General features: G+C 37.3%; 12 protein-coding genes. 5 read left to right on the forward strand and 7 right to left on the reverse strand.

Going from position 1 to position 13,061, the window contains the following annotated elements; all coding sequences use genetic code 11:
- Positions 1-19 precede the first annotated feature (19 nt).
- The 3 genes from ACUN8G_RS08990 to ACUN8G_RS09000 all read right to left on the reverse strand — a co-directional run bounded on the left by ACUN8G_RS08990 (position 20) and on the right by ACUN8G_RS09000 (position 3,649).
- Positions 20-901: a shikimate dehydrogenase gene (locus ACUN8G_RS08990; RefSeq protein ID WP_437346737.1), complete on the reverse strand. Its 882-nt coding sequence runs from the start codon at positions 899-901 to the stop codon at positions 20-22.
- Between the two features lie 11 nt (positions 902-912).
- A complete protein-coding gene (locus tag ACUN8G_RS08995) occupies positions 913-2,325 on the reverse strand; it encodes a tetratricopeptide repeat protein (protein ID WP_437346738.1) in 1,413 nt (470 codons plus the stop codon).
- 97 nt (positions 2,326-2,422) lie between these two features.
- Positions 2,423-3,649 carry a galactokinase gene (locus tag ACUN8G_RS09000; protein WP_437346739.1) on the reverse strand — a complete coding sequence of 409 codons (1,227 nt, stop codon included), beginning with the start codon at positions 3,647-3,649 and terminating at the stop codon, positions 2,423-2,425.
- A 154-nt stretch (positions 3,650-3,803) separates the two neighbouring features.
- On the opposite strand from ACUN8G_RS09000, the gene ACUN8G_RS09005 reads away from it, so the two are divergent.
- On the forward strand, positions 3,804-4,628 hold the full coding sequence (locus ACUN8G_RS09005; RefSeq protein WP_437346740.1) for an SDR family oxidoreductase: 825 nt from the start codon (positions 3,804-3,806) through the stop codon (positions 4,626-4,628).
- On the opposite strand, the gene ACUN8G_RS09010 is transcribed toward ACUN8G_RS09005, so the two are convergent.
- Positions 4,625-5,077: a hypothetical protein gene (locus ACUN8G_RS09010; protein WP_437346741.1), complete on the reverse strand. Its 453-nt coding sequence runs from the start codon at positions 5,075-5,077 to the stop codon at positions 4,625-4,627. The genes ACUN8G_RS09005 and ACUN8G_RS09010 overlap by 4 nt on opposite strands.
- Positions 5,078-5,406: 329 nt before the next feature.
- Positions 5,407-7,608: an inorganic phosphate transporter gene (locus ACUN8G_RS09015; protein WP_437346742.1), complete on the reverse strand. Its 2,202-nt coding sequence runs from the start codon at positions 7,606-7,608 to the stop codon at positions 5,407-5,409.
- 165 nt (positions 7,609-7,773) lie between these two features.
- On the opposite strand from ACUN8G_RS09015, the gene ACUN8G_RS09020 reads away from it, so the two are divergent.
- Positions 7,774-9,171 (forward strand): APC family permease, encoded by a 1,398-nt coding sequence (locus ACUN8G_RS09020; protein ID WP_437346743.1) that lies wholly within the window; start codon positions 7,774-7,776, stop codon positions 9,169-9,171.
- Here the strand turns inward: ACUN8G_RS09020 and ACUN8G_RS09025 are convergent.
- Positions 9,166-9,747 (reverse strand): inorganic diphosphatase, encoded by a 582-nt coding sequence (locus ACUN8G_RS09025; RefSeq protein WP_437346744.1) that lies wholly within the window; start codon positions 9,745-9,747, stop codon positions 9,166-9,168. The two genes, ACUN8G_RS09020 and ACUN8G_RS09025, sit on opposite strands and share 6 nt — an antisense overlap.
- Before the next feature lie 123 nt (positions 9,748-9,870).
- Between ACUN8G_RS09025 and ACUN8G_RS09030 the strand changes: the two genes are divergently transcribed.
- Both ACUN8G_RS09030 and ACUN8G_RS09035 read left to right on the forward strand, forming a co-directional pair.
- The gene (locus ACUN8G_RS09030; RefSeq protein ID WP_437346745.1) at positions 9,871-10,770 is read left to right on the forward strand and encodes a carbohydrate kinase family protein; all 900 of its coding nucleotides are present in this window, start codon (positions 9,871-9,873) and stop codon (positions 10,768-10,770) included.
- Positions 10,767-10,910: a hypothetical protein gene (locus ACUN8G_RS09035; RefSeq protein WP_437346746.1), complete on the forward strand. Its 144-nt coding sequence runs from the start codon at positions 10,767-10,769 to the stop codon at positions 10,908-10,910. The genes ACUN8G_RS09030 and ACUN8G_RS09035 overlap by 4 nt, the downstream gene beginning before the upstream one ends.
- Before the next feature lie 4 nt (positions 10,911-10,914).
- On the opposite strand, the gene ACUN8G_RS09040 is transcribed toward ACUN8G_RS09035, so the two are convergent.
- Positions 10,915-11,316 carry a PEGA domain-containing protein gene (locus ACUN8G_RS09040; RefSeq protein ID WP_437346747.1) on the reverse strand — a complete coding sequence of 134 codons (402 nt, stop codon included), beginning with the start codon at positions 11,314-11,316 and terminating at the stop codon, positions 10,915-10,917.
- A 112-nt stretch (positions 11,317-11,428) separates the two neighbouring features.
- Here ACUN8G_RS09040 and ACUN8G_RS09045 point away from each other — a divergent pair, with 112 nt between their 5' ends.
- A complete protein-coding gene (locus tag ACUN8G_RS09045; protein ID WP_437346748.1) occupies positions 11,429-13,018 on the forward strand; it encodes a M28 family metallopeptidase in 1,590 nt (529 codons plus the stop codon).
- Positions 13,019-13,061: the final 43 nt, after the last annotated feature.

Below are 13,061 nucleotides of genomic sequence, written 5' to 3' on the forward strand. Positions count from 1 at the left end.
GAATGGAGCGGGGTTTATTTTAATTATTTATTAAATACGATTCGATAGCTTTGTATATTTTATCTTTGGGCATCTCTTCGCCTGTCCATAACTCAAATGACTTTGCACCCTGTTCCACAAACATCATCAAGCCTGTAATAATACGCGCACCTCTGGATTCTGCCAGTTTCAGTAACTTTGTTTTAATCGGCGTATAGACCACATCAAAAACAATTTGTTCGTCGTTAAACGATTCTGGAATCGTGGTTGCGGCATCGTCGATATCAGGGAACATACCCATTGATGTGGTATTGACAATCAATTTTGAAGAATTGAACGTATCGACCAAATCCGGCGGTACAAGGGGATAAGCCTTGATATTGCTGAAAAGCATCTTGGTCGAAAAATATTCTTTCAACGATTCGGCTATTTGCTCCGTTCGGTTAACGATATTTATTCGTTCTACTTTGAAATGTCTTATCAAAGCATAGATGACACTACGGGCTGCCCCGCCAGCTCCAATGACAGTTACTATCGAATTCTGCAATTCCTCTTTATAGGGATTCAAAGATTCAATGACACCCAGAACATCTGTATTGTAACCTCTAAGAATTCCTTCGTCGTTTACAATAGTATTGACGGCACCAATTATATTTGCCTCTTCAGAAATATCTTTAAGCAACGGAATAACTTTTTCTTTGAGAGGTATGGTGACGTTAAAACCTTTGATGCCCAGAGCAATCATTCCTTTTAGCGAATCCTTCAGCATCGTTGGCGGGACATCAAAAGGTAGATATATATAGTTGAGCCCGGTCAATTCGAATGCAAGATTATGCATCAATGGAGAAAATGAATGCTTAATCGGATGTCCGATAATTCCGATGATCTTTGTATTATGATTGAACTTGTTTTGAGTTTGCATGTCGGAAGAAACTATTTGTTGTCATCTATCAGTTTATTGAACAACTTGGAAGATTTTATTTCGGGATAATCGTTAGTAAATTCCGTTTTAATATTCGGGTCGAGCTCAAATGCTTTTTTGAGATAATCGATCCCTTCCTGCGTATGACTGAGCAGAAAATTTATTTTGGCAATCGAATAATATGCACGTGCATAATTGCAGTCAATACGAATGCATTCTTTATAAGCTTTGAGCGATTCGAGCCAGTTGCCAACTTCAAAATAAGCTTCTGCAAGCTTCAGCCAGCCGTTAAAATTATTCGGATCGATTTCGACGGCACTTCTGTAACTCTGGATCGATTCATTCAATTTGCCGAGTGAATATTCGAGGTCTGCTTTTGCGTACCATGCATCTACAGGCTCGGAGGCAATAGTAATTGCTTTATTGAAATCTCTCAAAGCCAGTTGAAACTTACCCACAGCATCATAGCAATTTCCTCTAGCAAGATACGCTTCGTAATAATCTGGATCGAGATTGATTGCTTCGGTATAACATTTAATTGCATTGGCTAGAGACCCCATTTCTTCATAAGTTTGCCCGAGGTTGTAATAAATTGTTTCGTCGTCTGGATCGATTTTTAGAGCTTTTTTGTAAGCAGTCATAGCTTGCTTATATTTTCCGGTTTTATAGTAAGCATAGCCACAATTGAACCATGAACTCGAGAAATCATCTTTAAGAGCAATTGAAAGCTCGAAAGCATTTATTGCTTTTTCGAATTCTTCCAGACGGAGATGAACAATCCCTTTATTGTACCATCCGGCATAATTTTCTGGGTCGCCGTTAAGATAGATTTCGTATGCTGATAGTGCTTCTTTAAGCTCTCCCATCGATTCGTAGCAGTAACCAAGTTCGTACCAGGCTTCCAGATAGTCGGGCGCTTTTTCGACAGCCATTTTGAAATATAAGATGGCCTCATTATACTTTTCTTTCTTTTCGTAAATTGTACCGAGATTATAGAGTATTTCCTCGTTATGAGGTTCGATGGCAAGAGCTTTTTCCAGTGAACTTACTGCCTCTTCGAACATTCCGAGATTATCTTCTGCAATTGCGATATTAATATGCGTGTCTACGTCATTAGGATTTAGTGAAAGCGCTTTGAGAAAGCATTTGTAAGCTTCCTCAAATCTGAACATATTGTTCAAAAAAATGCCTTTAAAGTGCCAGATTTCATAATTATAAGGCGTCAGCTGCAAAAGCGCATCGGTTAAATACAACCCGTCTTCCACCAGGTCGTAATCGATGCACAATTGAATTGTATCTTCGATAAAATCGATATTCGTAAGGATACGACCTTCTTTAATGATGTCTTTGCAACTATCAATCTTTTCCTTCAATTCTTCGTCGCTATACTCGGAGTTGAACCCTTCAAAAAAGTTATAATCCATTTACTCTCCATAAAATTCACGGGAAAATGTATAACTAAGGTTTATTAAAATCAAGTTGAATTTGTTATTGAAATTTCGTTACTGGTGCATATCACATTCAGATATTATCTAAATCTTTTGAGGTATATTCCCTCATGCCTTCGGCAGGTTGAAAGCGGTATGCATATAACTCTTTTTTGAATTTTTCTTGATATAATTTTTTTATATGATCGATGTAATCTTCAGCGCATTCTTTTCTTACAAGTTGAAAAGTGCTTCTGTATTGAGAGCAACTGATCATTTTAGATCCGTAAACACAATCGATATTTTCGGAATTACGCACAATAAAATCACACGATTCGTCGCTGAGCCCGTAGTCTTCAGATAAACTCCAGTGAGACTGCGATATAATATTGCCTAAGGCTCTATAATCTCTCTTTTTCAATGCATCGATTGCTTCTTCTACTCTTATTCTTTCTTTGACATTGTAGAGAATCCTGTTAAATATTCTGCGGGGTAGCATGTGAATGTGTCTCAATAAAAATTCAAGACTGACGTCCCGTAAATTTTTTATACCCCAAATATAGAGTCGTAATCCTTTTACCCCAATTTCACATTCTTCAATTCTTTCGTTGCAAATTGACAACGAGTCGATAATCTTATTCCCTGTATCGAGTATAACAAGTTCATATTCAGAATTGTAGTTGTACTGTTTTTCCTGCAAAGTTCTCAAATCGACAAAAAAGAACTTATTTTTTTTCGAGTGATGAATCGTAAGGTGTTGTGCTACATTCGAAATTTTGCCCAGTAATTCGAGTTCGTTTTTGTGAACATAACTCAATAAGCCATCACAATTAAGGCGAAATGCCTTGCGCAGTGCACAAAGGAATCCAATTTGTATTGAAGAAATTTTACCGAGTCCGATGCAATCAGGAGCATCATTAAAAAATAATGCTTCGAAACCCCTGTTAATCAGGTTGTCGGCTTTCAACAATCGCGTTATACCCAAAACGTATTTAGTGTAAACGTCTGTTTCCTGGGGTATTTCAAAAAAATTAAATTCACTCAAAGTCCCATTAATTGCATTGTAAATTTTTATCTCGTAGTCTTTTCTTTTTCTTAAAATAACAGTAGTATAAGCATTTAACTGTACCGATAACAAAATGCCGTCGTTATAATGCGTGTGGTCGCCAAGGAGCATCAATGCAACTGGAGCGGTTATTGCCGATGCATTTCTGGTGTCGCCAAATACTTCCACAAACTTTTGTTTGGCCTTTTTCAGCGATTCCAGCGTCATCGACTCAATATCTTTTTTAACCTGTAAATCTTCAAGTATATTTTTCATGTTATGATAGAGAAAAGAATATTATTGTCTTATTAAAAATAAGAAATTATCCTCAATTAACAATTACGTGCATTAAAAAAAATTAATATCATTATAAAGATATATTATCCTTAAAACTTATTATATTTGTTTATACAAATAAGTAAGATAGATTATGAGCAAAAAAACAGTTTTAATTACAGGTTCGACCGATGGAATCGGAAAACAAACAGCAGTGGAACTGGCAAAAAGAGGTTTTGACATTATAATTCATGGCCGAAAACAGGAGCGAATTGACCGAACTATAGACGAATTGAGAAATAGATATAAAGGAATAGAGATCGAGGGCATTACTGCAGATTTATCTTCTCTTCAGCAGGTAGTAAAATTAAGCGAAAATGTTAAACGCAAGTTTGGAAGCATCGATATTCTTATTAATAATGCGGGCACCTATTCTCAACGAAAAATATTGACCGAGGACGGTTACGAACTAACATTTGCAGTTAATCATCTGTCGCACATGTTATTGACTTACCTGCTTTTGAACAACATAGTTGAACCTGGAAGGATTATAAATGTCAGTTCAATTGCACATCAAAACGGAAAGATCCAATGGGGTAATCTAAACGCAGAAATTTATTATGACCCATATGGCGCATACGCTCTGTCGAAACTTGCAAATATTCTTTTTACAATTGAGCTCGACAGGCGTTTAACGAACAAACAAATTACAGTAAACGCATTACATCCTGGTGTAATCGACACTAAATTACTTCGAGCCGGTTTTAGCATTAAAGGAGATTCACTCGAAAAAGGAGCTGAAACATCGGTATATCTCGCAGTCTCCGATAACGTCGCTAATATATCGGGCGCTTATTTCATCGACAAAAGACCTGTAAATCCCTCGTCAATCTGTCATGACGAAGGTTTACGAACAAAATTTTGGGAAGTCAGCTGCGATATGATTGAAAAAGCTACCGGTATTAAAATAATTCTTTAATCCCAGGCTGTTTTTTCGGCTTTAAATTTAACTTCGTATTTTTTTGTATAGGTATTGTCAAATATACTGAGTTCCATTCGTATCCCTTTGCCCAAAATTTTATAGTCCACAGCGCTCAATGTATCAATCTCCATACTTTTTGAAGCACATTCATTCAGGAACTCGCCAAGAGCTTTTTCGGCCTGAGATTTGTTGTTATACATAAAATCGACCTGTATTTGAAATATTCCCTCTCGATCGGAAATAAAAGCCATGCGAGCTTTATTGTCCTGGTAGAAAATACACTCCATGGCGGGATTGCTTTTGTCGTGAAATTTTGGTTTGCCAAATTTTTTAATCACTTCGCTGCTGCTCTTCCCTATAAATTGACAGAGGGAAAGGTCCTGAGAATAGAAATTTGTCCCCAGCGGAATAAGGAAAATCAACACGAATCCGATTGATTTCCTCATACCCACCTCTTTCTCTATTTATATATCGAAATTAATTTTCGGTCTTCAGAAAAAGAGGTATTTTATGCCAACAATATATCGTATAATAAATACCCGATAATATAGACTACACTGATGGTCAGTATTCCAATCAAGAAATAAAATGCAACGTTTTTAACTTTCTGATTATTTTCTTCCATGTGCCCGATGTCAATTTTATTTGCTATTACTAATTACAATATTTTTCCTAAATATTCAAACAAGTTATCGACTACGACCGAGCAATTTGAGGATGCCGTGTCGTGTCTTATATGTTATTAAATCCTCTTCTTACAACAATAATTTCGAATTTATTTTTTCTCGCCGTTTTTCAGAAATTCATTGATTGTTTTCAAATTGTCGAGCAAATCTTCCGTCTTAAAAAGTATATTAAGGAACAAAAGATTTGTCCTTACGCTCAATTTTCCCTGCTTGATATACTTTATTTGATTTTTGTCGAGCTCAGAAATTAAAGCTTTCGTCTTTTCGTATCTTTCATTAAAATTTTTTTTCTTATCCAATTCGAAAGATTTTGCCACTAAATCCAGAGAATCTTTCAATTCCTTTAAATCGTCGATCTGCTCTTTAATTAGTCTTGAGTGATTATTGTCGATATGCTCAAATGCTTCCCTTGCAATATCTCTTAAATTTTGAGCGATGTCGCCAATAGCAGTCACGGTTTTACCAAACTCTACATTTTCTTCGTAACCATCTACAAATTGTGCACCGTATAAAAGTTTATTAATCAAAACTGCACTTTCTTCTTCCAGTTCTTTCGTTAGTTTCAGGGATTTTTTGAGTTTTTTCCTTTTTTCTGCCGATAGACCAGTATAGATATTGTCATAAATCTTTTCAACATTTTTCAGATAGTTATCGAGACTTTCTTTGAAGGAATTCGACAACAAAGCTTTCTCTTCTTCCAGAAACGATTCTTCAACTCTACTAACTTTCTTTTCTTTATTGCGATGAAGCAGATTTGTGCGAACTATCAAAAAGGCGACCAATGCAAATAAAATGAGGAGGGCAACAACTCCGCCGAAATAAATCAAAGTTGCAAAAGTTGCACTTATCATCGTGGCTATAAAGGCGGTAAATATCCAGCCCGCAATAACAGTTAGTACACCATTAACACGATAAACTGCGCTATCTCTTCCCCAGGCTTTATCGGCAAAAGACGTAGCCATTGCGACCATAAATGTTACATAAGTGGTCGAAAGGGGAAGTTTATACGAAGTAGCAATAGAGATGAGACTGCTGGCAACCATCATATTTACAGTTGCGCGTATGTAATCGAAAGCTGGACGATCTTTCTTTTTAAGTTGCATATACTCTGCTTTGTTAACGTCAAATCGTTTGTTTAGTTTTTTGAGATATTTTTTTGGAATGATTCTTTTTAATACGTAACTAAGATTAAGTCCTGCTCGCACAATGTTTCTTGCCAGCGCAGAAGATTCAAATTTTTCGTAGCCTTCAAATTGTCTGCCGAGATTGATTTCAGTTCTCGTAACTGAACGAGCTTTTTTATTTATCCAGAGGGTCCCGATCATTACAAAACCCGCCAGGATAAGAATAATTGTATTGGCTTTGATTGGCTCTTTCAAAGCTTCCATTGTCATGTTTAAAGGATTTGTGTGCATTGAAGCTATTTGATACGAATTCAAGCCCGCCAGTGGAACGCCAATAAAATTCACCAGGTCGTTTGCAGCGAATGCCAATGCCAGCGAGAATGTGCCAATTAATACTATCGGCTTAAGAATATTAATCTTTGTAAACAACAGCAGGAATTCAAAAATCACCGTCCAGAATATTACGCTTGCCAGCAATACTGTTTTTGTATGGGATAAAATCCAATCGACATCTTCTTCTGAAAGAAATGCTGTACCTCTGGCTCCTTTAATAAAAATAAAATATGTAATTGCTGTCAAAGCCAGAGCTCCCCACATGGCTCCGTATTTTTTGAGCCTTTCTTTATAATCAAATGTGAAGATTAAACGCGATATAAATTGTATTAACGATCCGAAAACAAATGAAATAATCACCGACAAAAAAATTGCCGAAAAGATTCCCGAAACACGCGCCGTATTAATGTATTTTCCAATTTCATTTATATTTTGTCCGGCTTGCAAAATTTTAATGCTGGCGACAGCCATGCTCCCGCCCAATAAACCCGATATAAGAGATACAGTAGTTGAAGTAGGTATTCCGAAAGTATTGTATAAATCGAGCAAGAGAATGTCGGTAAACATAACTGCGACGAAGATAGCCATAACATCCCTGAAGTAAAACATTTCTGGATTGAAGATCGCATTCCGTGCTATTTCCATCATACCGCTTGAAAATAATGTGCCGACGAGAATACCCAGAGCCGATACGATTAAAATAATATGTCGAGGCGCAACTTTCGAACCAATTGCAGAATTAAGAAAGTTTACTGCGTCGTTTGCTACACCAACAACCAAATCGGAGATAGCCATTATAAAAAGGATGATTATAAATATCAGATATGTTTCCACTTTATGTCTCCATATTAGCTGCTTTACAAAATATTTCGAGTCTAACGTCTGATTTAGAAAATTACAGGAATAAATCTAATAAATTAATCGAAAATTTTTTCCTTTTGGATTTGAACTCCTATTTTATTTTTTTTAGTGTAATCAAAATTGAAGCTAAAGGATAAAATGAAACAACCCCGAACCGAGTTGGTACGAGGACTCTCCTTAACAGCAGCAGTGATGATTGTTGCTGGCTCGATGATCGGTTCGGGAATTTTCCGTAAACCTTCCACAATGGCTCAGCAACTCGGCTCACCTGAACTCCTGATCTTGGTCTGGATAGCTGCGGGATTAGTAACTCTGATAGGCGCTTATATAAACGCCGAACTGGCAGGCATGTTCGACGAGACGGGAGGCCAGTATATCTATTTCAAAAAGATGTACGGCGACTTTACTTCTTACATATACGGCTGGTCAATACTTTCTGTCATTCAAACCGGTAGCCAGGCTGCCATTGCTTATGTATTTGCCGAATACGTCGGTTATTTTGTCCACTATTTCGAACTGCCACTTGCATTGCAGCAGTTCAATTTCACAATACCGCTGGCAGGAAAAATCTATCCATTTTATGATTTCGGCACAAAGTCTGTCGCAATTATTGCTATTATTTTTTTGACAGCAATTAATTATATCGGAGTTATCACCGGCGGTTCATTACAGACAGTGATAACATACATCAAGATCGGAATAATCGTAATCTTTTCGCTCCTTTTAATTTTAGTTGGGAATGGAAGTATGTCGAATGTTTATACAGGTTTTCGGCTGCCGGAAACAGATGCACGAAATTTATTCGATTCGATCGGATTGTCGTTTGCCGGAGCTTTCTGGGCTTACGATGCCTGGAACAACATTACATTTGTTTCAGGCGAAGTAAAAAACGCTAACAGGAATGTTCCCCTTGGATTGTTATTCGGAGTGTTGATTGTGATATCTGTCTATGTATTCATTAATATAGCTTACCTCTACGTCTTGCCCGTATCGGAGATGGCAAATTCACCCCTCGTTGCTGCTACTGCCGCCGAAAAAGTATTCGGGAATTTTGGCGGTAATTTAATTTCATTAATTGTTATTATATCAACTTTCGGGGCGTTGAACGGTAGTATTCTTGCCACAGCACGTGTTCCTTTTGCCATGTCGAAGTCAAAACTGTTCTTCGATTCGCTCGGCAAGGTTCATCCACGATTCGGCACTCCTTACATATCGCTCGTGGTACAAGGAATCTGGTCGTGCATACTCGTCTTATCGGGCACTTTTGATACTATAACAGATTACGTTATGTTTGCCTCCTGGCTTTTTTATCTACTTGGAGCTTACGGTATATTTGTAATGCGGAAAAAAATTCCCGACGCCGTTAGACCCTATAAAGTATGGGGATATCCGTATACACCTGTAATCTTTATCTTCTTTGCATCATACTACCTTATTACAACTTTAATTTCAGATACCGAAAATGCTATGCTCGGTCTGATTCTCGTGCTGAGCGGACTCCCCTTTTACTTCTTTTCCAGATACAGAAGATTATGACCCGAACACTTCTTGATATTTTTTTATCGACTGCTTGATAATTTTATAAGCTTCCGACTTCCCGTAGAATTTCTCGACCACTACGTGTTTATGCTCCAATTTTTTGTAGTCTTCAAAAAATCTCTTCAGTTGTATTGTTGTATGAGGTGGGAGGTGTTTCATATCCGTAATATGATTGAATGCAATATCATTATTTGCAACCGCAATAATTTTGTCGTCAATCTCATCCTCGTCTACCATTCGCATCATGCCGATAACTTTCGATTCGATTATGCACATCGGATCGACGTCGATTGAAGAAAGGACTAAAATATCGAGCGGGTCACCATCGTCGCTTAGAGTCTGCGGCAAAAATCCATAATTCGCAGGATAGTAAACCGCCGAAAAAAGAACTCGATCGAGCTTCAAAAGTCCGCTTTTTTTATCGAGTTCGTATTTTGCCTTTGAACCCTGAGGAATTTCGATAATTGCATTTACAATAGCCGGGGCTTCATTTCCGTATTCAACATGATGCCAGGGATTAAAGTATTTAGAAACCTGTACAACGTTTTCCGCCCCCTTTTTTTTCTTGCCCATAAATTACCTTTTTTGACTGATAACTTACAAAATATCCTAATTAATGGTCAAACAAAGCTCTCTTAAATTTGTATATAAAAAATATTTTTTTATCTTTATAAAAATTTTGAGAGTGAATGCCTTATGAAAACACCTGCAATTACTGCTTTCGGAGAAATATTGTACGATCTTTATCCCGATAAAAAGAGGCTCGGCGGAGCACCGTTTAATTTCATATATCACGTTTGGAAGCTTTCAGGAAACGGAAATCTAATTTCGAGCGTGGGCAACGACGATAACGGCAGGGAAATCATTAGTTTTCTTCATTCCATCGGATTTAACACGGAATACATTTATATTGATGAAGAACATGTTACTGGCACAGTTAACGTCAAAATTGACGAGCATGGCATTCCTCGATTTACAATTTCGCCCGAATGCAGTTATGATTTCCTTAAGCTTACCGAGAAATCGAAAAAATTACTCGAAACTGAAACTGACCTATTGTATTTCGGCACACTTGCACAGCGGAGCTCTGTTACACGCAGTAGTCTCGAAGAAATATATAAAATTGACAATTTAAAATTCTTTTGCGACTTAAATCTGCGTCACGATTTTTTTTCTAAGCCGCTCGTCGAGCAAGTTTTGAAAGTAAGCAATGTAATCAAATTAAACGAAGAGGAATTATTCAAAGTAATAAATATGTTCGATTATCGAGGAGATGAAAAAGAAGTTATCGAACGTTTGAGCCATAAGTACAATATCGATTTGGTATCTATTACAAAAGGTGCCGAAGGTGCTCTGCTGTATGACGGAAAAGATTTCAATTACTATAAAAATTCTCCCCGAAAAGTAATTGATACTGTCGGTGCGGGCGACGCTTTTTCAGCTATCCTTTGCCTCGGATATTTGCAAGGAATCGACACAAGCGAAATCAACAAAATAGCAAACGAATTTGCCGCAGATATTTGCGAAATTGAAGGCGCAATTCCTGCCGAAGATACACTCTACGACAAATACAAAAATAAGATTATTAAAAAATGACGGTCAAAAAACTTTACGGGTTCGGGAAATATGCTATCGATCTCGATCATGAGGATATCGATGCTTACCTCGATTTGATCTATCATACCATTTTTAAATCGAGAACAAAAATTTTACTTGAGGAGCATTTAAAAAGATAAAATGTTATCTGCGTTTCCTGGCATTTTCGTCTTCTTTTGCTTTTTGTAATTCTACCGATATATTTTCTGGAAAAATTTTATACATCGAGCCAGTCAGCATATCGATCGTCATGCCAGGAATAAATCCATTCAATACATTGCCCCAGAACCAGAAAGAAATTTTCCTGGTAAGTTGTGTCTCGTAAGTATCATATCCGTCGAGTTCTATTTTCAAAACGTGATTCTTACCTCTTTCAATATTTACAATCTGGGGAGTTAATCCGAACTTTTTACCATCAATGGTTATGCTTGCATTCTCAGGTGTGGTTTTGATTTCAATTTCCTGTGTCGTTGAATTAATAAACGTAGCACATGAACTTAATCCAATAATTAACACAACCGCCGTTAAATAGACTAAAGATTTCATGATTCCTTTTTTTATTTTATTATCGAAATCATACGTCATAAAATTTAGTCGTTGAATACTACTTACTCAAATTGTATATTGTGTCGAATTACAAACAAAGTATAAAAATACAATGAAAAAAATTATTACAGCTGCGCTATTCATAGCTACCTTCATATCAATTAAGTCACAAACCGTCAACGAAGCATTAAACCAAATTGACGAGTTTTCATTAATCGACAGGGTTAAAATACTTTCTTCCGACAAGTTTTTGGGAAGAGCACCCGGTCATGAAGGCGAAGAAAAAACAATTGAGTATCTCAAAAAGGAATACAAAAAACTCGGCTTGAAAGCTCCCTCTGACAATTATGAACAGAAATTTGAACTGGTCGAACTTACTCCTGAAGTAAGTCCCGTGATCGAATTTGTAAAAGGCGACAAAAAAGTTAGTCTGAAATACGCCGATGAATTTGTAGCCATTACGCGACACATTCAGAAGAGTATTGAAATTCCTCTTACAGAAGTTGTCTTTGCGGGTTATGGTATTAATGCGCCCGAGTACGGCTGGAACGATTTTGAAGGTATCGACGTAAAGGATAAAATTATTATCGTTCTGGTCAACGACCCGGGATTTAAAACTGGAGACACATCCTTATTTACCGGGAAAGCGATGACTTATTATGGTAGGTGGACTTATAAATACGAAGAAGCCGCAAGGCAGGGAGCGGCAGGAATATTCATCATTCACGAAACCGAAGCTGCAAGTTATCCGTGGGAGGTTGTACGAAACGGCAGAGTTGGTCCGCAATTTTTTATTGAAGACGACAGTAAAAATTCTTCGAGGTCAAAATTCGAAGGCTGGATCACTTTTGATAAAGCAAAAGAAATTTTTGAATTAGCAGGTTTAGACTTGCAAAAAGAAATTGAAAATGCGGCAAAACCGGGATTTCGTTCCAGAAGTTTAGGACTAAAAACATCGCTCAAAATCAAGAATAAGATAAATCGCATAGAAACTCGAAATCTTATCGGAATCTTGCCTGGCAGTGAAAAAGCAGACGAATATTTAATTTATATGGCTCACTGGGATCACCTCGGATACGACCCTAACTTAAAAGGCGATAATATTTATAACGGTGCCAGAGACAATGCACTCGGCGTGGCTTCAATACTCGAGATTGCGGAAGCATTTTCAAAAGTAAATCATAAACGTTCAATTGCTTTTCTCTCCCTCGCAGGCGAAGAACAGGGCTTGCTGGGTTCCGAATATTATGTCAATAATCCAGTAATACCGCTAAGCAAAACAATTGCCGCATTCAATTTTGACGGCGGCAATATTTTCGGTAAAACGAAAGACATTGCAGTCCTCGGTTTGGGTAATTCGGAGCTCGATAGTTATATTAAAAGCGTTGGTAAAGAATTCGGAAAAACGATCGTGCCTGACCCTACTCCTGAAACGGGGGGATTTTATCGTTCCGACCATTACAACTTCGTTAAAGCGGGAATTCCATCTCTCTATCTGAAGCAGGGCGTCATAGCCGAAAATGGAGAAACCAACATCCCCGAGCTATCACGACAATGGACCAAAGAACATTATCACAAAGTTAGCGACGAATACAGCAGTAAATGGGATCTTTCGGGCGCTATCGAAGAAATTAAAATACTATTTGAAATCGGTTATCGACTATCGAACGATGGTAATTATCCAAAAATTTTACGCAAATAACTTTTCAATCATCTTTTTTAAAATAAAAAAACCCGGCAGTGAA

Source organism: Melioribacter sulfuriphilus, from assembly GCF_052656625.1.

Bases quoted from the DNA above. Each gene is read 5' to 3' on its own strand.
- ACUN8G_RS08990 (WP_437346737.1), bottom strand. From the start codon at position 901: ATGCAAACTCAAAACAAGTTCAATCATAATACAAAGATCATCGGAATT.
- ACUN8G_RS08995 (WP_437346738.1), bottom strand. From the start codon at position 2,325: ATGGATTATAACTTTTTTGAAGGGTTCAACTCCGAGTATAGCGACGAA.
- ACUN8G_RS09000 (WP_437346739.1), bottom strand. From the start codon at position 3,649: ATGAAAAATATACTTGAAGATTTACAGGTTAAAAAAGATATTGAGTCG.
- ACUN8G_RS09005 (WP_437346740.1), top strand. From the start codon at position 3,804: ATGAGCAAAAAAACAGTTTTAATTACAGGTTCGACCGATGGAATCGGA.
- ACUN8G_RS09010 (WP_437346741.1), bottom strand. From the start codon at position 5,077: ATGAGGAAATCAATCGGATTCGTGTTGATTTTCCTTATTCCGCTGGGG.
- ACUN8G_RS09020 (WP_437346743.1), top strand. From the start codon at position 7,774: ATGAAACAACCCCGAACCGAGTTGGTACGAGGACTCTCCTTAACAGCA.
- ACUN8G_RS09025 (WP_437346744.1), bottom strand. From the start codon at position 9,747: ATGGGCAAGAAAAAAAAGGGGGCGGAAAACGTTGTACAGGTTTCTAAA.
- ACUN8G_RS09030 (WP_437346745.1), top strand. From the start codon at position 9,871: ATGAAAACACCTGCAATTACTGCTTTCGGAGAAATATTGTACGATCTT.
- ACUN8G_RS09035 (WP_437346746.1), top strand. From the start codon at position 10,767: ATGACGGTCAAAAAACTTTACGGGTTCGGGAAATATGCTATCGATCTC.
- ACUN8G_RS09040 (WP_437346747.1), bottom strand. From the start codon at position 11,316: ATGAAATCTTTAGTCTATTTAACGGCGGTTGTGTTAATTATTGGATTA.
- ACUN8G_RS09045 (WP_437346748.1), top strand. From the start codon at position 11,429: ATGAAAAAAATTATTACAGCTGCGCTATTCATAGCTACCTTCATATCA.